The sequence below is a fragment of the Alteromonas sp. ISO5 genome (assembly GCF_058105165.1).
Genome location: NZ_CM176572.1, coordinates 333,786 through 355,043, shown reverse-complemented (window position 1 = coordinate 355,043; position 21,258 = coordinate 333,786). Strand labels below are relative to the sequence as shown.

General features: G+C 49.9%; 20 protein-coding genes and 1 pseudogene. 5 read left to right on the top strand and 16 right to left on the bottom strand.

Features of this window, described 5'->3' with window-relative positions:
* Window positions 1–8 precede the first annotated feature (8 nt).
* From AC2T0J_RS01555 to AC2T0J_RS01530, 6 genes and pseudogenes are all read right to left on the bottom strand, one after another.
* Complete coding sequence (locus AC2T0J_RS01555) at window positions 9–833, bottom strand: DUF4198 domain-containing protein (RefSeq protein WP_489808454.1); 825 nt, start codon at window positions 831–833, stop codon at window positions 9–11.
* Complete coding sequence (locus tag AC2T0J_RS01550) at window positions 830–1,414, bottom strand: DUF2271 domain-containing protein (RefSeq protein ID WP_489808453.1); 585 nt, start codon at window positions 1,412–1,414, stop codon at window positions 830–832. Before AC2T0J_RS01550 ends, AC2T0J_RS01555 begins: the two co-directional genes overlap by 4 nt.
* A gap of 260 nt (window positions 1,415–1,674) precedes the next feature.
* Window positions 1,675–2,508 carry a TonB-dependent receptor domain-containing protein gene (locus AC2T0J_RS01545; RefSeq protein ID WP_489808452.1) on the bottom strand — a complete coding sequence of 278 codons (834 nt, stop codon included), beginning with the start codon at window positions 2,506–2,508 and terminating at the stop codon, window positions 1,675–1,677.
* Window positions 2,509–2,524: 16 nt separating this feature from the next.
* A complete protein-coding gene (locus AC2T0J_RS01540; protein WP_489810441.1) occupies window positions 2,525–3,034 on the bottom strand; it encodes a hypothetical protein in 510 nt (169 codons plus the stop codon).
* Between the two features lie 21 nt (window positions 3,035–3,055).
* Window positions 3,056–3,138, bottom strand: a pseudogene (locus AC2T0J_RS01535) (hypothetical protein); the annotation flags it as partial.
* Entirely contained in the window at window positions 3,138–3,440 is a 303-nt protein-coding gene (locus tag AC2T0J_RS01530) for a TonB-dependent receptor plug domain-containing protein (RefSeq protein WP_489808451.1), read from the bottom strand. The pseudogene AC2T0J_RS01535 and the gene AC2T0J_RS01530, both read right to left, overlap by 1 nt.
* Before the next feature lie 108 nt (window positions 3,441–3,548).
* On the opposite strand from AC2T0J_RS01530, the gene AC2T0J_RS01525 reads away from it, so the two are divergent.
* The gene (locus tag AC2T0J_RS01525) at window positions 3,549–4,433 is read left to right on the top strand and encodes a LysR family transcriptional regulator (protein ID WP_489808450.1); all 885 of its coding nucleotides are present in this window, start codon (window positions 3,549–3,551) and stop codon (window positions 4,431–4,433) included.
* A 6-nt stretch (window positions 4,434–4,439) separates the two neighbouring features.
* On the opposite strand, the gene AC2T0J_RS01520 is transcribed toward AC2T0J_RS01525, so the two are convergent.
* Together AC2T0J_RS01520 and AC2T0J_RS01515 are read right to left on the bottom strand one after the other, a co-directional pair.
* Window positions 4,440–5,075 (bottom strand): response regulator transcription factor, encoded by a 636-nt coding sequence (locus AC2T0J_RS01520; RefSeq protein ID WP_489808449.1) that lies wholly within the window; start codon window positions 5,073–5,075, stop codon window positions 4,440–4,442.
* Window positions 5,056–6,324, bottom strand: coding sequence for a sensor histidine kinase (locus AC2T0J_RS01515; protein ID WP_489808448.1), 1,269 nt, complete (start codon window positions 6,322–6,324; stop codon window positions 5,056–5,058). Before AC2T0J_RS01515 ends, AC2T0J_RS01520 begins: the two co-directional genes overlap by 20 nt.
* Before the next feature lie 246 nt (window positions 6,325–6,570).
* On the opposite strand from AC2T0J_RS01515, the gene AC2T0J_RS01510 reads away from it, so the two are divergent.
* Window positions 6,571–8,487 carry an extracellular catalytic domain type 1 short-chain-length polyhydroxyalkanoate depolymerase gene (locus AC2T0J_RS01510; protein WP_489808447.1) on the top strand — a complete coding sequence of 639 codons (1,917 nt, stop codon included), beginning with the start codon at window positions 6,571–6,573 and terminating at the stop codon, window positions 8,485–8,487.
* Between the two features lie 47 nt (window positions 8,488–8,534).
* Here the strand turns inward: AC2T0J_RS01510 and AC2T0J_RS01505 are convergent, their stop codons facing one another.
* A complete protein-coding gene (locus AC2T0J_RS01505) occupies window positions 8,535–9,236 on the bottom strand; it encodes a choice-of-anchor H family protein (protein ID WP_489808446.1) in 702 nt (233 codons plus the stop codon).
* A 23-nt stretch (window positions 9,237–9,259) separates the two neighbouring features.
* Between AC2T0J_RS01505 and bla the strand changes: the two genes are divergently transcribed.
* Window positions 9,260–10,045 carry a subclass B1 metallo-beta-lactamase gene (gene bla, locus AC2T0J_RS01500; RefSeq protein ID WP_489808445.1) on the top strand — a complete coding sequence of 262 codons (786 nt, stop codon included), beginning with the start codon at window positions 9,260–9,262 and terminating at the stop codon, window positions 10,043–10,045.
* Between the two features lie 16 nt (window positions 10,046–10,061).
* Here bla and AC2T0J_RS01495 read toward each other — a convergent pair whose 3' ends face one another.
* From AC2T0J_RS01495 to AC2T0J_RS01480, 4 genes are all read right to left on the bottom strand, one after another.
* Entirely contained in the window at window positions 10,062–10,859 is a 798-nt protein-coding gene (locus AC2T0J_RS01495; RefSeq protein ID WP_489808444.1) for a substrate-binding periplasmic protein, read from the bottom strand.
* 8 nt (window positions 10,860–10,867) lie between these two features.
* Window positions 10,868–11,986, bottom strand: coding sequence for a hypothetical protein (locus AC2T0J_RS01490; protein ID WP_489808443.1), 1,119 nt, complete (start codon window positions 11,984–11,986; stop codon window positions 10,868–10,870).
* Between the two features lie 194 nt (window positions 11,987–12,180).
* Window positions 12,181–12,765 (bottom strand): hypothetical protein, encoded by a 585-nt coding sequence (locus tag AC2T0J_RS01485; RefSeq protein ID WP_489808442.1) that lies wholly within the window; start codon window positions 12,763–12,765, stop codon window positions 12,181–12,183.
* A gap of 21 nt (window positions 12,766–12,786) precedes the next feature.
* Window positions 12,787–17,193 (bottom strand): ExeM/NucH family extracellular endonuclease, encoded by a 4,407-nt coding sequence (locus AC2T0J_RS01480; protein ID WP_489808441.1) that lies wholly within the window; start codon window positions 17,191–17,193, stop codon window positions 12,787–12,789.
* A 493-nt stretch (window positions 17,194–17,686) separates the two neighbouring features.
* Between AC2T0J_RS01480 and AC2T0J_RS01475 the strand changes: the two genes are divergently transcribed.
* Window positions 17,687–18,874 (top strand): FAD-dependent oxidoreductase, encoded by a 1,188-nt coding sequence (locus AC2T0J_RS01475; protein ID WP_489808440.1) that lies wholly within the window; start codon window positions 17,687–17,689, stop codon window positions 18,872–18,874.
* A gap of 135 nt (window positions 18,875–19,009) precedes the next feature.
* Window positions 19,010–19,471 (top strand): hypothetical protein, encoded by a 462-nt coding sequence (locus tag AC2T0J_RS01470; protein WP_489808439.1) that lies wholly within the window; start codon window positions 19,010–19,012, stop codon window positions 19,469–19,471.
* 12 nt (window positions 19,472–19,483) lie between these two features.
* Here AC2T0J_RS01470 and AC2T0J_RS01465 read toward each other — a convergent pair whose 3' ends face one another.
* The 3 genes from AC2T0J_RS01465 to AC2T0J_RS01455 all read right to left on the bottom strand — a co-directional run bounded on the left by AC2T0J_RS01465 (window position 19,484) and on the right by AC2T0J_RS01455 (window position 21,184).
* Window positions 19,484–19,891 (bottom strand): LysR substrate-binding domain-containing protein, encoded by a 408-nt coding sequence (locus AC2T0J_RS01465; RefSeq protein ID WP_489808438.1) that lies wholly within the window; start codon window positions 19,889–19,891, stop codon window positions 19,484–19,486.
* A 150-nt stretch (window positions 19,892–20,041) separates the two neighbouring features.
* Window positions 20,042–20,419, bottom strand: a complete 378-nt coding sequence (rraB, locus tag AC2T0J_RS01460; protein WP_489808437.1) for a ribonuclease E inhibitor RraB — start codon at window positions 20,417–20,419, stop codon at window positions 20,042–20,044.
* Window positions 20,420–20,458: 39 nt separating this feature from the next.
* The gene (locus tag AC2T0J_RS01455; protein ID WP_489808436.1) at window positions 20,459–21,184 is read right to left on the bottom strand and encodes a 1-acylglycerol-3-phosphate O-acyltransferase; all 726 of its coding nucleotides are present in this window, start codon (window positions 21,182–21,184) and stop codon (window positions 20,459–20,461) included.
* Window positions 21,185–21,258 lie beyond the last annotated feature (74 nt).

Sequence of the window (21,258 nt, the reverse complement as noted above, 5' to 3'; positions counted from 1 at the left end):
TTTTAATATTAAAATGGTAACACTTCAAATACCAGCACGTAGCTGGCACGGCGTTTCTTAGCCGGTGCCTTGGCTTTGTCGTCTTCGTACTCTGCTTCCAGCCAGTACATGCCGGGTTCGTCAAATTGCAGGCTGATTTTACCCTCTTTATCAGAAGTGGCTTCTACGCCACCGGCAGTATCCCGGTATTTTTCGCCGTCTTTGACCACAATGACTTTGGTACCCTGAGCTTCATCACCACTTATAAAGAACTGAAAATCAATCGGCTCGCCGGTGTAAGCATCGTTGGGGTGGGTAAGTGCTTTGAGTTCGAGGCCTTTGCCGGTGAGCTTGTTATTGTCTGCCGTTGGCGCGCCTAAGGTGACATAGGTCTCTATACGGTTGGCGGTTTCCATCACATTTAACTCATTGGCATCCTGAGGCACCGCTTCGTAAAACTCTTCCACGGTGCCGGTCTTACCGCGCCCGGGCCAGAAGTGACGCTCGCCATCTTCATCTTTCCAGAACGCCACCAGGGATTGTGAGGCATTGAACACTTTGTAGGTGCCGCTCTCAGTCAGCTCCACATCAAATACACTGCGGTAGCGCAGTTTTTGCTGATTCTGGATGTCTACCGGGTTTCCGGTGGGGGAAACCACTGATAAACGCTCGGCCGGGTAAGCAAAATGATCCGGGTGGAAGATACCGTTAGCTACGGCCGCATCAAAGGTGATCCATTCGCTGTCACCGGAAACGGAAGTGGTAGAAGGTTTGATCCACACCCGGTGAGCCTGGCTGAACGGGCTTGCCACAGTCAGGGCCAGGGCGGCTCCAAGTAATAGTGATTTCTTCATTGTGCAGGCTCCATGAGTAAGGTTATCGAAGAAAGTTCGTGCTGACCTTCAGCACTGGCATTAACAGATTGTGTAACAGGCAGTGTTACAGGTACCTTGAGAGTTTCACGGCCACCGAGTTCCCGCGCAGCTTCAACCCAGATAAAATAGTCACCGGCGTCAACGTCGTCGAAACGACCGTCAAGCGCGATGGTAGAGGTGCCAGGACGGCGGGTAGCGCCACTAACACCATCGATAGGCATGCTGGCACTGCGACCACTGCGCCGCCACCACATGCGTAAGTCTTTCAGCCATTTTTCACCTTCGTTATTGGCCATGTCGGTGTCGTACCATACGGCAATATCCACTACGCGTTTGCCACGTTCGTCGGCCAGCCATGCGGCAACGTAAGGGGCGTGGTACTCGGCTACATTCAACGAGGGTAATGTGATTTTCAGCTCATCGGCCTGGGCTGTCATGGTTGCACCGAGCAATCCTAGCAATCCGAGCGACAGGGCCTGCCGGTAAAGCTTACTCAACAATGTGTTTTGGTCGCTTTTCTTACCGTAAAGTGGCAAGAAGCAAGGGGTATCTGTTAACAACGTAAAATCTCCTGAAATAATATCCTGATTGTTCTGTAAGTGAAAAATAAAAATCTTAATCTAAATGGTATTGAGAATCAATTGCAATTGAGTTGATTGACACTTTTATTCGGCTGATGACATAGGGGGCGGGTACTACCTGTGCTCACCATAAACGGTCGCCGGCAGTCACCGTCCCCCCTAGAATGAACAAGCCAGCGACAGTCAGTCGCGGCGGCCATCTTCTACGTATCCGTACTCTTTCATGCCGATGTTTTTATTCAGCAAGTTATAAATACTGGTGCCGAGTTTATGTCGTTGGTAAAACCGTAGTTTAAGCCCACGTCTGCCAGTGTATACGAGGGGGCTATTAAGCTGTCCTGTGAGGCGCCGGTAGTTGGCTGGCTTTCTTCACCCCGCTCATGAACCGGCAGCCAACTGCTGGTCATGTCACTGATGGCCCAGCACACCGAGGTTTGCACCCGGTGCTTCGGCAGTTGATTGAGCGGGCTGCCAGCATACTGACCGGTCTTTTGTTCTGAGTCGGTGTAGGTATAGTTGCCATTGAACTCAATGGCTTTAGTGAGTTTAGCCTGCACACTCATCTCAACGCCCTCGGTGATGGCCTCATCGATATCGATATAGGGCGTTGGCGCAGAACCGAAATCGTTAGGCCCATCGGTACAAAGGTCTGCCGGACACTGAATACGGGTGATACGGTCTTCAAACTTGTTGTAAAACACCGTAGCGGATACCGTTGTGTCCTTACCAAAGTCCTGATACAAGCCGAGTTCATAGCTCACAGAAGATTCAGCTTCCAGATCCGGGTTACCATAAATATTGCCGCCCCGGCTGATTTGTCCCCATGAAGAACTGGTCTGGCGCCGGTTCGGCGCCCTCAAACCGGTGGTAATAGCGAAATCTCTGATAAATTTCCATTCGCTTTCAGCAAACACCGACCACTGATTGCCATCCACCAGGGATAATTCACTAGTCTGGTTGCTGGTAAGGTCATTGAGCTCTTCCTCAAAATAAGCGCCCCCTGCACTTACGTTCAGAATAACGTTCGCCGGAATGGCCCACATCGTCTGGGTATCGAGATTCTTGACGAACATTTGCCGGAACTCCTTATCACTCATCTTGTTTAATGCAGCTTTGCGAGGTTGCCCAACCCCAGTAACCGGCGTAACTGAGCGACTGGTGAGTGCGTTCGTACTCGGTCATGCTCGACGCCGGACAGTCGCGACGGCCGCATTCTTCATCTTCGGTCAGTGGCGCAACGGTTTTACCCAGGGTGGCGCTAATTCCCTGCTGGGTATGGGAAGCTTCAACCACCAATTCGTGATTATCATTGGCGGTAAAGGCGAGTTTGGCACTGATATTTTTATGGTCGCGTTCGCGAAAACCATCCACAATATTGTCTTCGTCCCGCTGGGGGTACTGGCCATAAAGTTGTAAGCCTAATTTCCCTGGGATGAGCGAGCCAGCTGTAAAGAACGTGGTTTGGTATTGATTACCTGAATCGCTGTCTTCCTGGATCGTGGCTTCTAAACGTAGTTGACCACGCCAGGCCCCCGGGTTTTTACTGGTGATAACATTGATCACACCACCAATGGCATCTGAGCCGTAGAGTGAAGACATGGGGCCGCGGATGACTTCGATGCGTTCAATTGCCGATAACGGCGGGAGCCAGGCGCTGTTGGGGCGGGTTTCGCGGAGGTTTGACGCTGTCCGTCGACTAACATCAAAGTGTACTGGCTGCCCATGCCTCGCAGGCTGATGTCTTCTCTTCTCTGTCGCCGTCGCTGCCGGTAACAATCACGCCCGGAATATCAGTCATAGCATCGGTAAGATTCTGATAATATCGTTCGCTCAGATCTTCTTTATCGAACACACTGATTGAGGCGGGGGCGTCTTTGAGCATTAGAGCTGAACCTGAAGCGGTCACGACAATTTTTTCTAATTCCTCGTTATCGGGAGACACGGCAAATGCCGCAGAGGAGGCGAAGGTACAGTATAGCGTCAGAGACATTTTGGGAAATTGCATATAACAGCTAAAACCTTAGTGATAATGATTGCTATTTAGGTTAAAGTCAGGTTCTGTTGTCTGCAATCGACTAGTATTAAACGGTGTCTTTAGCAAAAATGAATACTGATGAACGTTAAGTTTACCCGCGCCCTGAAAGTGTTTTTAACCGTTGCTGACTGCGGCAATATGAGTGTGGCTGCCAGGCAATTGCACATGACCGTATCGGCCATCAGCCAGCAGTTGCGTAAGCTGGAAGAAGATATTGGCCAGCAATTGGTAAATCGTAATTCCCGTCATCTTAGCCTCACTGAAGCCGGGCGGATTTACTACCGAACCAGTCAAGCGTTACTTGCTACCGCGCAACAGGGGCAGCAGGAAATTGATGCCCTACTTCATTCACCCTCCGGTGAACTCAGGATCCTTGCGCCCGAAGGCTTTGGCGGGGGCTTGTTGAGTAAACCTCTGCGGCAGTTACTGCAGAGTTCAGAGCGTATTTCAGTCGCGGTAACCCTGGGTCAAGGCTATGACGATATCGTTGCAAGCGGCGCCGACCTTGCCTTGGGATTTACACCGGTTGACAAAGAAGGGTTTAAATCTTATCAGCTTGCCACCTGGTCACAGGTGTTATGCGTCGCTCCCTCACATGCGTTAACCGGGCTGTGTTTGTCGCATCCGGAGCAATTAAAAGAGTATTCGTTTATTGTTTACGATCATCTGCCTGCACACGAGCTGACTGGCCCTGACAATGAACGTTATTTGCTGGCGCATCCCAGACTCAGTGTCAACTCGATGCAGGCGCTGATTCAGTTCACCGTGGATGGTCTGGGCTTTGCGGTATTACCGCAAAAGGAAGTACAGCACTACCTGGCCAGCGGTGAGTTGGTTGAACTGCTGCCGGGCTGGCAGTTACCGGATTATCAGGTGTTCGCAGTCGTCGCAAATTATCTGACGATGCCGGTTAAGACCCGTCAGGCCATCGAGTTACTCGAGTCTTATTTTACCATTCTCTGATAAACGCTAAACAGCCACTTTCAGGTAGCCCTGCTCAATAGCCAGGTGCACCAGTTCAGCGTGTGTACTGATTTGTAACTTGGCTTTTAATTGGGTGAGGGTATTTGATACAGTTTTACTGGAGACATTCAGTTCGTCGGCTAACTGAGCCCGGTCCAGTCCCTTAGCGATCCCCATAAATACATCGAACTCACGTTGCGTGAGCTGCTTGCAACTGTCGTCTGCATCATTGAGTTGGTGGGTGGCCAGTTGAATAGCAATGTTGTGTTCGATGTAACGTTTACCACTGAGCACGGCTTTTATCGCTTCAACCATTACCGCGGGTTTACTGCGTTTGCTTAAATATCCTTTTGCACCGGTTTGAATAGCCCGGTTTACTACCGAGGGTTCGTCAAACATACTGAAAAATATGATCTTAAGCCGCGGCCAGCGTTTTAGCAGCCGGCCGGCCAGATTCAAACCACTGGCGTTTTCCAGGTTAATGTCGAGAATGACTAAATCAATGTCTGTAGCGGCTAGGTTTTTCAGTGTTTGCTGAGCATTTTCGGCTTCACTGACTATGGCATCAGGGAGCATCATTGTGAGTAGCGCGCTGTAGCCCTGGCGGACTACAGCGTGGTCGTCAACGATCAGTATATTCATAATGGAGATCATCCTTTATTTGTAGAGGTGCGATGAGGGTAACTGTGGTCCCTTTTGCATGAGTTTCAACATTAAGCGTGCCGCCCAGCAAAGAGGCCCGCTCATGCATGGATTCCAGCCCCAGCCCGGCGGCTTTTGATTGTTGCGGACTAAAGCCTCGGCCATTATCGCGTACAAACAGCGTCAGTTGATCGCGGCTAGTCGTTAAGCCTATGGTCACCTCGGTGGCATGGGAATGCTTGGCGATGTTGTTAAATATTTCCTGGGTAATGCGATAAATTTGGGTGTCGCGGTTGAGGTTACTGGCAATGGTGGCAGCATCCGGTAACCAGCTCACCTCGATCTGGTGAATGTCCTGCCAGGTCTGGATCATTTGTGCGATGGAAGTGGTTAACCCCAGTTTATTTAAAAATACCGGGTAAAGCTGGTTGGTTAAATCCTTCATGCCCTGATGCACCGCGTCGCACTGCTGCTGAATAGTGGTACAGGCTTTAACAATAAAGTCGGGGTTTTGTTTTTGTTGTTCGAGCATATAGGTTTGCACCGTAATACCGGTGATCAACTGGCCCAGATTATCGTGGAGTTCCCGGGCCAGTAATCTTCGCTCATTCTCCTGTAATGCTGACAGACGCTGGCGTAACCCGGCAACCTGATTTTCTTTACTAGCCAGTGAGCCAATAAGCTTATTATAGTGTTTAATGAGCATATGAATTTCAGCAATATCGGTTGATGCTGCAGACAACCTGAACTGGCCTGACTGAATGGAGTCCAGTCCCTGACATAATTCCGCCAGTGGCCTGAGCCGCGTATTCACAGCATAACGCAGTGTAAACAGGGTGAGTAACAGCGCCAGAACAAAAATGAAAAAGACATTTACCAGGGTCGCCGTTATTTCATCAAATTCAGCGGCGCTGTTGGTAACCACGGTGATCGGTTCTCCTGACGCTGCATAAATGGTAATGCTTGCCGGCGGTGGCGCGAGCCATTTCTCCAGCGGGCCGGTTAGCGGCAGTTGAGTTGCAGCATCAGGTTGTTCAATGACGGTCAGGTGACGACTATTATGTAAAATACGGATCAGTGTGTCTGTATCGAGACTGGCTTTCGCCAGGGTTTTTGCAAGCTGCAACGCCGCCTCACCCTCGTCGCTGATATCTGACCTCGCCTGATAGAACATTGCGACCGCCAGTACACTGAACACAGCAGTGAAAATTAGCACAATCGTCAGTGTGATCCTGTTCGAAGCATTCATATTGCTAAGCCGTACCGCACATAATTTACAAAACAGTAACATTATACTGAAGATAATCAGACTATGGTTATCCCACGCCTGCTACTTTGGTCAGTGTCACCTACTACTTTGGTCTTGCTTTACGGGGCAAGAGCCTGGTTTTACTCCTTCCACTATGCACAGTACGAAAGTGTTACAGGATTTATTTAACAAATGATCAACAATAAATTAATCCTTTGTAAACACAAACAAGAAGAAGGTGGTAACATGATATTTAAAAACAAACTACTGGTAGCAGGGACACTGCTGTTTGCAGCGCTGGCCTTACCAGCTCAGGCGGGAAGCTGGCAACAGAATGTTGCAGTAGGCAACTTTAATAAAGTACACGTTTATACCCCTGATTCGCTATCGCCGATAGGGCAGGGACGCTCGCTGTTAGTCGTACTTCACGGCTGCACACAATCCATAAACGCATACCTTTCAGCAAATCTTGAAGATGCAGCTGAAAGCTATGGGATGGTTATAGCGGTTCCTGATGCAATGAACAAAGCCGGCTTTAGTTGCTGGTCTTACTGGCAGGGCAGCAAGTCCCGCACTGCTGGTGACTATGCCAATATTCTTTCGCTGGTAAACGCAATGAAATCGAGTTCGGGTTATGCCATTGATGAAGATCAGGTCTATGTGGCCGGCTTATCATCCGGCGCAGCTTTCGCTAACACCACTGCTTGTATAGCGCCGGATGTGTTCGCTGGTGTAGGAGTGAGCGCCGGCCCGAGCATTGGCACCAGTTCCAGTGGTGCAATAGGAAGCTGTGAGTACGCCAACGTCGCGCAGCGATGCCAACAATATGCGGGGAGTTACAGCGGCTCGCTTGATGATCAGATCGCATCCATCGCACACGGTGATGCCGATACCACCGTGGATACCTGCTATAACCGTCAAAATGCTGAAGGGATGGCTGGTGCGTATGGCGTAAGTGAATTACCGGGCAGCAATCAGCTTGGTAGTGGTTCGCGTACGGCCGAGGAATATCTCTGGGAAGAAGGACGGGTGTCCATGATTTGGCTGAATGGCGTGGATCACTCCTGGTCGGGTGGGGCCGGTGCCAGTGGTTCTTACGTGAGTGGTACTGGCATTAACTATGCCATGTATCTGGGACAATATTTTAGCGAAAACAATAAACGGGTAGACCGTAACCAGGCGCCTGAATTAAGCAACGTGAACGCTGTTGAAAGCAATGGACAGTTGTTAGTTACTGGCACGGCTACCGACGCAGAAGGCTATGTCGACAACGTCGATGTGATGATAACCAATAATAATGGCGATCAGTATCAGTATTCAGCGGCAACACAAAGTGATGATAGTTTCTCGGTAACGTCTGCCATTTTACCGGATGATTTATACTTTGTAGCCGTTACGGCCAGTGATGATGTGGGGGCAGTGTCAGCAGCAACGTCAGTCAGTGTCCGTGTTGGCCCGCCGCCAGCGCCAGCTGCGCCGGTATTATCAAACGTGCTGGTGGACGTTAATGGCCAGTGTGCAACGGTTACCGGTTCGGTTTATGACGAAAATCAGGACCTGACTGCGGTAGAGGTGGTATTTGCTACCGGCGCACAAACTGCCAGTGTTGACGGTTTGTCTTTCAGTGCCGCAGCCTGTGAGTTACCTGGTGGCGTGCAAACCATTTTGGTAACGGCTAGCGATGCCAGCGGTTTAAGCAGTGATACCCAGTTATCCGTAGAGATAGACGCCGGTCAGGTGGCAACCCTCGATCAGCATATCAGTGCGGGTCGACTGGATTACACCGGCTATTCAACCTGTTATCTGGAATACTCGACAAGCGCTTTTAAACTTACAGAACAGGTACAAAGTAGCGGTATGTGCGTCTGGCAGGACGACGATGCCTCGTGCAGTGGCCCGGTTCAGGCGTGTTCCGGCACCGGTGGTGACACTGGAGGTGATACTGGTGGAGATACCGGCGGCGGTGATACGGCAAACTGTGTTGAACATACCACGGCTAATTACTATCACAAGGTTGCAGGGCGTGCTTATAGTACCGGTTATTATTATGCGCCGGATTACTTTGCCAGCGGCTCCGATGATCCTCTGGCGGGCTCTACGTGGGGTACATCAACCCTGAACTCAACCGATGGCAGTGTGTGGTACCAAGGGAATTGTCAGTAATGAATCAATAAACAACGGGGCCAAAGGCCCCGTTTTACTTTACCGGCTTATCTGCGCCGCCAGAAAGTCAGGCCGAGCAGGCCAAGGCTCATCCACAAGCTCCAGCTACCAGCATGGGTTTCAATCACGACTTCGGAAGTCACCGGGCGGTCATAGTCGACACTTTCCATACTCTGATAAGACAAATCGGCATCTTCGTAGGCATCAATAGTGGCCAGAACCTGATCAGTTTGGGCATCGATTAATTCAATTAAAACGTCATAGTCGTTACTGGGGTATCCGGTCACCAATTCACTTTCCAGTAAAACGGAATCATCACTGCTGTCGCTGTAAAGGTTGAAAACCGAAGTAATATGAAAGGCCTCGTAATAATCATTCGTGCCCAGGTAAACAATGGCATATACCGGTGCCTGGTAATAGTTGGTGTCGGCGTCAAACTCCAAATCGAAACTGGCGTAGTAGCCATCGTAATCACGATCGGTATAAAGGGTCATCCAGGCATCGTAAAACCAATAGTCAACGCTGTGACTGGTAGTGCGAAGCTCCTCGCCGGATTTGGCTGAAATACTACTCAGGTCTTTTTTCTTTACACGCGTCACTACCTTGTCAGTGGCATTGAGTTCAGGCGTATTAATGGTCTCATTGACTGCTACATCCTTGTTCTGGGCCGCCGAAGAAAAAGTGATAAAGCTCAGTGACACCAGCGTCGCAGCAAGTAAGGTTTGTGTTACTCTTAGATTTTTCATCATCCATTCATCCTGTTGAGTCTGCAATGACTGTTAGTGCAGTGTGCGAAATTCAGGCTGAACAAAAACTGAAGCGAAACTTAACAATGATAAGCCGCACCGCTGTCTCTCTGTTTTCTATTTTTTCCCTGTTTGGCATAACCTGGCCGGCTTTGGCGGCAAATCTGACTGTTAGCCCGCTACAAGAGGGAGTGTACCTGTTTCGCTCTGAACGTTTGGTCGAGGGCTTTGGCATGGTCAGCGGCAACGGCATGATCGTCGAAACCGGCAACGCGAAGGCAGTACTTATTGATACTCCCTGGGACGACGAAGACGTGGATACGTTATTTGGCTGGCTTGAAGAACGGAATTTATTGCTTGAAGCCGTAGTGACCACACACTCACATGAAGATGCTGGCGGACATCTGGCGAGGTTCCATGATAAAGGTATTCCGTCGTGGGCTTATTCGCTCACCAATACCTTTTTTCTCGAACAAGGGGAAACGCCTGCGAAAAATGGTTTTGATGGCAGTGCCTGGGTGATCCCCGACGAGATTGAGGTGTTTTTCCCTGGGCCTGGGCATACGCTGGATAATAGTGTGGTATGGATTAAGTCGCATAATCTGTTATTTGGTGGCTGCTTTATTCGGGAGGCGGCGAGTTTTTCACTGGGGTATACCGCTGAAGGGGATGTGCGCGCCTGGCCGGACTCGGTTTCCCGGGTGGTCAGACGCTATCCTGATGTTGAGGTTGTGGTGCCAGGCCATGGCGACGCAGGCGATGCACGAATACTTTCGCACACTCGCCAACTGGCGTTAAAAATGCTGCCTTAACGGGATCCTCTGAGGCCTAGCGGCGGTCAAAATTTACCGGCTTCTCCGGATGCTGATAATAGCCTTCGCGCAGCAGCGTTTTAAAGCGATCCAGTTTACCTTCCATCGCCAGCTCCTCCAGGCCTTTGTTGAATAATGCCATTAGCAACTGCGCATCGTCATGCTGGCGGGGGATTAACAAGTGGGTTGTGACGGTGGAAATAAATGGCCTAAGCATTTTTATTTCGTCCCGGTCAAACTCAGTGAAGTCCCGTTGTAGCATGTACCAGGCGGTAAGTTCGTCTATGGGGAACAGGCTGATATCGCCCTTAATTAAAGCCTCAAGACTGGCTTTATCAGTTTCGAAGGTCACCTTATTGGGCGCTTGGTTAAAAAAAGCAAACAGTTCATCGTTGTAAGCGTAGCCCTTGGTCACGCCAATCTTATATTGTTTAAGCTGCTCCAGACTGTCCCACTGGTTAATGGGCAGGCTTTCGTTAGCCATAAATACCAGGCTTTCAGAGGTAATCGGTTCACTCAGCCAAAAGTCCACGCTGTAAACCCGGGTGAAGTTGGCATACGAAACAGCATCATACTGTCCGTTTTTGGCGTTAGCTACAGCGTCTTCCCAGGACATGGTCTGAAAATCGACGTCCACGCCAACCTTTAAAAAGGCTTCGCTAATGATGTGATTTATATAACCGTTGTGCTCCATTTCAGTGGAGGTATAGGGGGGATATTCTGTGGTGGCAATGGTGAGTGTGCGCCACGCGTGAGCCGAGGCATTATTTACAACTGCAACAAGCAGGGACAGCATTAAAATCAGATTTTTCATAACGGTCACTAAAAATAAAGGCCTAAACTAATATTTAAACGATGGGTGGAATCCTGGTTTCCGCCAAGGTCAAGACCAATGCCGGAACCGCCGGAAAACCACATATTTTTACCCTGGATACTATCCACATAGAAATACAACGCACGCCAGCCGAAACTGCAGCCATTAACCCATTGGGTGGAACGCAGTCCTGCTGCGACATCAGGCTCTACTGCGCCATATTCGGAATAGCATTTAATCGGCGTCAGGCCGGTTACTTTGAGCGGTAATTCATAACTGACTGCTGCGGTGTAACTGTGCGCTTTGGCGGCTGTCAGGAAGGGAAAATCAAACGCCGACAGGGCCAGGCGGTCGGTGGTCTGGCCTTCCGGGGCGGCCAGATCGTAATCGTAATCGGTATATTGCAGGGCGACGCCAAGGGGCCCCTGGGTATGGCGAAGATGCACGGCATAGGCGTTCATGTCACCTTCGTCCAGGGTGTCTAAGTTGAGCACATTTGCGGCTTGCCAGGACACGCCAAATTCAGTGGTAGCACCCCTGATTAAACCGGCCGTATAGCTCACGCGAAGATTGTACTGACCGTCCTCCTGATTGCGAAACTCGCCGTTATCAGCAATATCAAAAGAGTAACGACCAAAACGTCCTGCATCGTTATATTCATCATTAAAAAAGTAGCCAGCACGGATATCCCAGTTGTCTTTCTGGTATTGCACGACCACGCCCGGGTCATAATCATCTTCAAAGCCGATGTAGTAGTTAATGGAAAACCAAAAGCTGTTGGAAGCAAAGGGCAATAAGCCAAAGGGGACTTTAGTGACCCCAGCCGAGATGCTGGTACGAGCGTCGTAATGATAGGTCAGGTCGGCATAGCGTACGGTATTAAAATCAGTATTCTCATACCAGCGGTAATCCGCTTTATAACTGAATTGGTCAGTTTCACCGGATACCGTTAATTTGAGTGATTCAAATCCAAAACCGTCGCGTAACTCAACTTCCTGCCAGTCCTGATAACTGTAATTGAGGCGCACATGACCGGCGATATTGACCGGGAAGTCATCGGCTGACTGCACAGTGCCGGACAGTAACAAAAGTACCGGGGTTAACCGGAAGAGCCTAGCCTTGCTCATTGTTAGATCCTGAAGTGGTCTGAGACAGTATGCAAGCAGGGTAACAAACCCCGGGAGGGATTGAAACAGGGGGGCTGTTAGTTTGGTTCAAGTTGATTATACGGGATGTCGGGCTTGCCCGGTCAATGAACGGCTGGTGCGGATAATAAAAAACCCCGCAGAAGCGGGGTTTTGAGTTGTTAAGGATAGCCTGATTAGCTGCGACGACGAGCAACCAGTAAACCACCTATTGCCAGGCTTAATAGCAACGCCGTTTGCGGCGCCGCAACGTCGGCAGTTACGCCATCTGTAACGGTTAAACTGGCTTGGTTGATCTCGTATGAAATAGAGGCGTTGGTAGCTGAGTTAAAAAAATCAAAGCTGTTCATGTCCGTTGCGTCAAACGTGAAATCAAATAAACCTTCAGTTGTAGCCGTTACGTCAAAGCTGAAAAGTGAAAAGGGGGCAGGGTTAGTATAGGTGCCTGCAAATAAGCTGGACCAACCCATGGTTACATCACCGGCGTTTTCATAAAGCTCAACATAGGGGTCAAAATTCACATCATCTGACGGCAGATCGGATACCAGGCTCAGTGCATCAACCAGCAATGAACTATTATCGAAAAACACTCTTAGTAGAGCGAAGTCGAAGGCTTCAGTCTGGCTGTCGAATTCACCGGTAATATTTACGGTGGTCGTTTCACCTACAGCAATTTCACTATCGGCAAGGTTTACCGAGATGACCGCTGCCTGGCTGCTAAACGCAACCAGACTGGCCAGGGTTAAAATTAATTTCTTCATAATCTGTTACTCCATTTTACATTAAGGACGGCATGCACGGCGAGTGCACAGTGCTCGCATGGCAACCAGGTCACGCATATTGACGCGCCCGTCATTGTTAAAGTCATATTCCATACCGAGCGGCAGACGGCGCACAATAGCCATCTGGAAGGCACGGATATCAAGCATATCCACATCGAAGTCACCATCCATGTCGCCTGGCAGTGGCGCCATGTCCAACTGATAAGTCGCGACTACCGGGTCATGATCTGAGGCTCGGAACACCAGCTCATTGAGGAAGTCAGCGGTTTTATCCTCTTCGTTGTAATCGAGAATGCTGAGTTCGTCAGCATTGATATGCCACTCGGTTGCATCTACCAACCATTCACCCATAGCGGCGTTAACCAACTGATAGTCGAGGCTGCCAACCAAACCGTCAAAGGTATAGCTGTAAGCAGTGTCGCCCAGAACGGAGCGTGCCGTATCGGTTAAACCTGCTTCGACAAGTACCTGAATTGGATCTTCCATGCCATAGCTGTTCAAATCACCCAGTACGGCAAACGGCATATCCTGGAACGTATCATTCAACCAGACTACCAGGGCCTGCGCGGCACGTGTCCGAGTCAGATTACAATTGCCCTGACCTGTTGTTGTGTCGTCATCGCCACTACCACAGCCTGAACCCTTGGATTTCAGATGGTTAACATCTACCACAATGGTCTGGCGGGTTTCGCTGTGAACAAACGCCTGGGCCAGTGATGGACGGTTACGTGAATCATCAAACAATGGACCGTCGGTATCAACGATACTGTTAGCTGAAGTCAGCAGCTCAGGTGCCCCCTGTGGTGCAACTACCGCAGGTTTATAAATCATCCCTACTGCAATCTGATCGGTGCCTATACCGTTACCCACGCTGATGTAATCGTAGGTACCTGCGCCCATTTGTGCGTTAATCGCATCTACCAGTTGTGCAATTGCACTGGTGCTGGCGTAGCCATCGTTTTCAATTTCCATCAGGCCCAAAACGTCGGCATTGATGGCAACAATCGCCTTAACGATTTTCGCCAACTGACGCTCATATTCAGAGACGCTGTCGGCGCCACGACTGGTTGGGAAGCCTGAACCGTCGCCATTACCGTTAAACAGGTTCAGTACGTTAAAGCTGGCAATTCGCAGGTTGCCGTCGGCAATTACCGGTGCGTCGTTACGCACATTGGTATTTACCACGGTCACGTCAGTAACAGGGCGAATACGGTAAGCGTTGAAGCCATAATCCATAATCCCTTCAACCCGGGTGACACTGTCGCCAGAGCGCAGCGGATTGTATGGACCTACATCTCCGATAGACAGTAATGGCGCGGCATTGTCAGAACCATCGCGGTTATCGTCGATGATCAACTGGTTACGGGCATTAAAGTCGGCATAATCAATGGCTTCCTGACTGCCTGCATCAAACAGTTGCGTCGGGTTGTAAAGACGGCCATTGGACACCCGAATTTCACCGTAGCGAACAAAGCTGTAAGTGTCTGAGATATCCCAGCTAGTGGCGTTCACTACCAGCATGTTCTCTACTGATTCAAAGCCGTCGGTGCTGTCCTGAGGCAGACTGATTACGGTTGCTGTTACAGCGCCTGTGCCACAGATGGCTGAGTCAGTCACCGCAGACAAAATGGTACGGCCGTATTGTTCTGCCACATTACCCTGAACACGGATAATGTCGGATGCCTGCAGGCCAGATGGTAACTCTGCCAGTTCAACAAACAAACCTTCAGACGTCTGTGGATCGGCATCGTGGTCAGCGTCTTCTTCCTGCATGAAGAAACCACCTAAATCAGGGAATACCGCGGTGACAACACCTTCCACGATCACGCTTTGTCCGCTTAGAGGTGACGTATTGGTGCTGCCCTGAATGGCACTGATGTAGGTGGCAGAGTCATAACAGACACCAAATTCTTCATCGGGGTCGCCCGGGTCGCCAGGATCTCCATCGCCATAAATGCCGAAGTGGTCCAGCGTGTTATTCGGGAAACCTTCCCATTCCAGAGATGGATCAAAGGCATCATCTGCGTTGCTGTCACCGGTTGTAACCGACAGCAAGCGACGCAGCGTATTGTCCTTGGTGCTGGTGTCTCCTGTTCCCCATTGAGAACCAGGATCTACGCCTACCTGACCAATAGCATCAATCACTTCGCCGTCTTTGAAGAACACAACCGCGTCGTCACCGTTGAAGTTCAAATAAGCTTCCTGATCTGAAACTGTAGGAAGTGGCGCGTCAGCGTCAGGGTGAGAAATCACAAACACATCGCCAGCAGCAATGTTTCCGTTAAGGGTAACGCTGAAGGACGGGCTGGTGCCGCCGTTAGAGTACACACTGATCACATAGCTGTGCGCCGACAGATCAACGCTTTGCGAACCGAGGTTGGCAATTTCCAGAGCCTTATTGAAGCCGCTGCCTTCTGTGTATTCAGAGATGAACAGTTCAGGTTGAACGGCCGTAAAGGTTTTATAAGGATAAGGGGTCGCTGCGGTAGCATTGGTGCTCTCGCCGTCCAGAGCTGAGCGTCCTGGCAGGAGCCAGTCATTTTCATTAAAAGATGTGCTGGCCGCGGTATTGGACTTGCGGTATGCCCAGCTATCGGTGTAATCCCATGCTTCATAGTCACCGTTTACATCCGGATCACCGAATACATCCACGACTTCACCGTCACAGAACAGCTCAATAGCATCATCACCATTTATGGACACGCTGCCGCTGTTATAGTCTGGTGTGCTATCAAAAAAGGCGCCAAATTGTGAGGTTTCTGACGCTATGATTATGCGGTCGCCTGCCTGGGCAGAGTCAGACGGGAAGGTATACTCCTGTCCATCTGTACCACCACCATTGTTGGCGAAGCCGATACCGCAAACGCTGAGATCGGCGATATCACGAGTCACAAAGATTTCAACAGCTTTGGGCAACCCGCCACTTAAATCTGCGTCAATGACACCGCTCAGAATTAGCGGGCTGGCTCCACCGACCGGTGGGTCTTCCGGATCGACTGGTGGTTCTTCAGGATCCGTCGGTTCGTCATCACAACTGTCAGCCGGATACAGCAAATCTACCCACTCAGGGTGGTCAACAAACGGGTTACGGTTACCCTGGTACTCATAAATCGTGTTTGCACGTTGTTCTTCAGCAGCATCAACCGGGTCGGCCTTATGCCAGGCAACTAGCGTGCAGAGTTTGCCTAGTGCCGCTTCACCCGGGCCGGTGTTGCGGTTAACCAGGACCAGATCTGGCGTGCTGTCACTGCCAGAGCCTTCATAACGTACGTCCATGTATAACATCATGCGCGCCACGTCACCTTTTACTGCGTCACGGGGCTCAAACGAATCACCGTCAATGCGGTTTTCGGGCGCTTCAGACAGCGGGTTGTCGCTGTAATCGAAGTCAAGATTGCCTCGTGAACCATTAACGGTTACGTCCTCAGGGCGAAGGTGATGAATATCGGTATAGCCTTCGTATGACTGGCTGCTAAAGCCATGACTGTTTGGCCATACGTGCTCACGGTTCCAGAAATCATTATTGTTAACACCAGACTGATTACTGGTTTTCGGTAACGATATTCCGGAATAGAACAGGATTACGTTGTCTGCATTGGCCGGGTCTTCATCGGTTTCTGTCAGAGCTGTCCATACTTCGCTGTAACTCAGCACGGTATGGTCGGCGCTAATCACCGTGTTAAGTGCCATTTTAATGAACTCGACCGGTGAGTTGGCGTCTATTTCGGTTTGCACCGGTGCGTAATAACTAGCTGGGTCAAAAGTTGCCGCATCGGCCACTTTGTCCAGATCGGGACAATTCGTGCACACATCAGTCAGGTCTTCGTCGTCATCACCGCTACCAGTGTCGCCACCACCATTGTGGGAGCCTAAATTACTGATGTCGTCCTGAGCAAACTGTTCCCATTCAAGTGAAACGTCAAAAGTGTCATCAGGATTGATATCTCCAGAAGTGACCGATGCTTTACGAACCAGAGTTCTGTTTTGCGTTCTGACGCCGTTTGATTCCCAGTAACTGCCCGGGTCGACACCGAGTTGACCGAAACTATCTACCACAGCGCTACCATTAACCAGTATCACTGCATCATCACCATTATAGAAAGAACTGGTGCTGGTCAGGTCGGTAACCGCCAGAATTGAGGCATCGGCGTCGTTGTCAGCTACCACATAAACATCGCCGCTAGCGAGCATGCCCGACAGAGTGATAGTGGTGCCAGCAGAAGTGCCGCCATTTGAATAGATTTCCAGGCGGTAACCTGTCAAATCAACAGCACTGTCGGTGGGATTATAAATTTCTATCGCTTTATTGTTTGAGCTGCCTTCTATGTACTCGGAGATAAACAGGTCGTCAGCGATTGCTGATACCGGTAAACCGAGTACAAGAGGCAACAGGATTTTTGCTTTCATCTGTGTGTTGCTCCTGCTTGATATTTTTGGATTACTGTCCTGAAGTGCAGGTAACACTATAAGTGCTTTGCTACAGAGAAATGACAAGTTTTTGACGGAGTTGTAGAATTGTTGAGCAGCTCTTTTATTAGTGCAGTAACCACGCACGCTGGCTGGCAGGTGAGAAGGTGAAATTACTTATTTACAGTAAGCTTACCGGCTTAAAATAAGCTTATTTAAACAAAAAAGTACGGTTTTTTGGCACCTGAGAGACGCTGGTAAGAGGTTGTGTTGCTAGGATTTGGCAACCATTTTTGAGCTCTGATCGCGTGCTGGAAGCCGATCAAGTTAGAGGCAGATCCCCGGATACCGCGACAATTGACCTTGTTTACCCGCGAGGGACTGGGTAATCTGGTATAAATGGCATTAAGATCATCTCCCTAGCGTTTGTAATTTTGACATCAGGACTTAATTGAACCCTGCCTGTTTCAGGCTGGACATTAATGGAGCCCTCATGCATCGTCGTCGTTTTCTTCAGGGAGCCGCAGGCTCAGGTATCGCGGCAACCCTTGGTGGTTGTGTCAGTACAAAACCCTCTTCTGCTCAGTTACCTTTATCGCCCGCAACTTTACCATTATCACTACCGGAGTTGGCACCAATCAACGCCTACCCGGATCGGATTATCAGTACCAACGTTTGCACCCGGCCTTTTCGGTCGACCGGACCACGAATAGAAACGGAAACCGTTGGCAATAAAACACTTATTCATAATTACGGCCATGGCGGCAGCGGCTGGTCGTTATCCTGGGGCACTGCTGCGCTTGCAGAATCATTGATCAATGCCGATAAACAAACCCCGGTAGCCGTTGTAGGGTGCGGGGCCGTTGGGCTGACCACAGCCATTCATTGTCAGCGGGCTGGGTATAAGGTCACGATTTATGCCAAAGAACAACCTCCCTACGTACGTTCTTCCTATGCTACCGGGATCTGGTCGCCGGACTCCCGCATCGTCACACTGGCCAATGCTCAGCCGTTTGCCGAGCGCTGGCAATGGATGGCCAGGCTATCTTATCTGCGCTTCCAGACCCTGTTGGGGCTGACCGGTAATCCGGTGGAATGGACCACAATGTTCCGCCTTGCAGATAAACCCTTTGACGATCATGGCGGGCACAATATCCCCGGCGAACCGGCGTATCCCAATTACCGTAAAGAGCTGCTCAGTGATTTAAACCCCAAAGCCCGGGACGTATCACCATTGCTAAATCCATTTGCCACTCCACACGTCAGGCAGTTTCCCCTACTGATGTTTAATATCAGCGCTTACTCGCAGTATTTGCTCGACCTGTTTTATCGTAGCGGCGGCCAGATCATTGACCGAACCCTGACCTCAATGGCCGATTTTCAGCAATTTGATGAGTCGGTGATCGTCAATTGTACCGGTTATGGTGCGAAAGCTTTGCTTAACGACGACTCAATCATTCCGGTTCGTGGTCAAACCTGTAAGTTAATGCCTCAACCGGAAGTGAAATATGGCATTCAGTATTTCGATAAGCATACTTCGGTATATCCTCGTCGTGATGGCTTGCTGGTGCAGGCCGGTGCAGAGGGTGATTTTAACAATCCACTGGCTAATATAGATCCCCAGGAATCAGTCAAAGCGGTTGAGCAACTCGCGGCAATTATGGCTGGTATGAAACGCTAGAGGTGTTTAAAACATCGGCGGCGGCCAGATAAAAGCAACGCTTTTATTGTTACAAGTCAACTGAACCGTCGCTGATGTTTGCATAACAACCCTTATCGGCCTAAGTTTGCTATAAGCTAAAGAGGAGTTGATGTTATGCGGTTACCCATTGTTCACCGAAAGCTGGCTGGTGCAGCGGTTGTTATGACAGTTTTGTTGGCGGGCTGCAGCTATAACTTGTCTGATGTAAGAAAAGTCACTTATCCACCTGATTTTAATTACATTGACCCCCAGGATATCAAGACTGATATGGCCAGAATGGCTGCGCAAATTCGCCTGCTGGATATTGCTCTGACGCCGGTAGATAGCAGCGATCCTGGTGCGCGGGAAAATCAGCGTCAGGAAGTGATGGCGGCGTTGAATAATATTGAACATATCGCGTCTGGCCTGCAAAGTGTGGATGCGGGCTCAAATCACCCTTATATGCAGGATTTTATGCGCGATTTTGTCGCCAGGGTCGATAAAGCCCGAAGCGCTGCATCACTGGCTGAACCCCGTTACTATTTTGCGGGTAAAGTGGCCGGTGGTTGTGCGGTTTGTCATCAGGTAAATCGCTAATATGTCGGATAACTAAGGTGTTACATCATCGTGCAGGTGATTAATCAGATAGTCCTCTAACAACATGGCCTGAGGAGGCATCCATTTTATCGCCGGTGCTATTAGGCTCAGTTGGGCAGCGCCGGCTGTCCATTCAGGTAGAATGCGAACCAGTTGGCCTGCGTTTAGTTCGGCCTTGCAGGTGTAAGCGGGCAAGGCAACGATGCCAAAACCCTCTGTGGCGGTCTGCTTTAATGTGCTCATATCATCGGAGCACAAAACAGGATTAGAGGGCTGTATCAACTCTATTCCGTCGTGCTGCCGCAGTGACCAGTTGTTGCTGGCCGACTGCCAACCTGCTTTGAGAGACTGCCTTTTTATCAGATCTGTTGGGAAAACAGGCGTGCCAAACTCCTCGGTATGTGCCGGACTGGCGAACAATCACCATTCTACTTCGGCCAGCGGACGTTGAATTAAGCTGGAGGCGGTAAGTTTGGCAAGATAGCTCAATCGTAAGAGCGCTAACCAGCGGTGATGACGGACCAATCCCCGCAACGGCAATAGCGGCGGGGATTAGCCAGAGCTGGTGAGTTACTCTTCCTCGCCTATGGCGTCATCACCAATAAAGTACGTGCCCCAGCCGTCGTAATGTACCTGATGTTTATCGGCAATTTGCAGCAGGGCGTCAATATCGGTATCGAGCAATTCACGGTTAAGTTGACGCTCAGCGATAATGTCGAAGCAAAACACTGTGCCACCATCATCCAGATACACTTCTTCGGCATCGGTCACTTCAAAGCCAGCTTTGAAGGCATCCACTGCCGCTTTCTCCAGACGATCGAAATCTTTACAGGCCATGTGATGCTCGATGGTGTAAGTCGCATCGGCTTCGCTGCCGTCGCTTAACAGCGCATCGATAGTTTCCTGATTGAATTCGTACCACTCGGTACGTTCGTCATATTGAGTCATAATAAAAGCCTGATTAGCTAAAAGGTTGTCTCTTACATTTTATCGTGATTTATCGCTTTGGGCGACTTCGTCGTTTAAAGAGGCAAACTTTTTTTCCATCTCCGTATGATAATAGGCCATCCAGCCTTTGGCGGAACGGCTGCTATCCAGCTGTTGGGGAGCACTCATATCAATAATCAGCTCACCGTTATTCCAGCGGTTCCATTTTATTTTTTCGTGCAAATTGCTGGCGGTTACCATGATCACCGGCGTGTCGGTGGCGAGGGCTAATCGGAAGGCGCCAACTTTAAAGGGCAGGATGCCGCGACCATAAGACCGTGTTCCCTCCGGAAAGAACCACACGGACAGGTTTTTTTCGGTAATTTTTTTAGCGGTTAACTGCAGCGTGTCCAGCGCTTTAGCGGTGTTTTTGCGGTCGATCATGATGTTACCACTCAGCCAGTACATTTGGCCGAATATGGGGATCCACTTCAGACTCTTTTTACCAATGGTAACCACACCGGGAAAGGCGGCTTTACAGATGGTGATGATATCGTAACTATTCTGATGATTGGCCACCATCACATAAGATTTATCGGTATCAAGCCCGGGGGGGCGGCGGATAGTGATTTTCAGGCCCAGTAATTTGGCTATCTGACTGTAAAGCTGGCCAGCAAGATAAACATTGTCACGATGAAACGGCCGCGCCAGACAGACGATGAGCACCAGTACATTGAGGATTAAAAAAGCCACCAGTACCACTGGAATTCGGATGAGAGCTAACACTTATTTACCTGTTACAAAATTTAGCTTGGGATTATAACGGTTTACATCTACAGTGCATGTCCGATCAGTCTGTT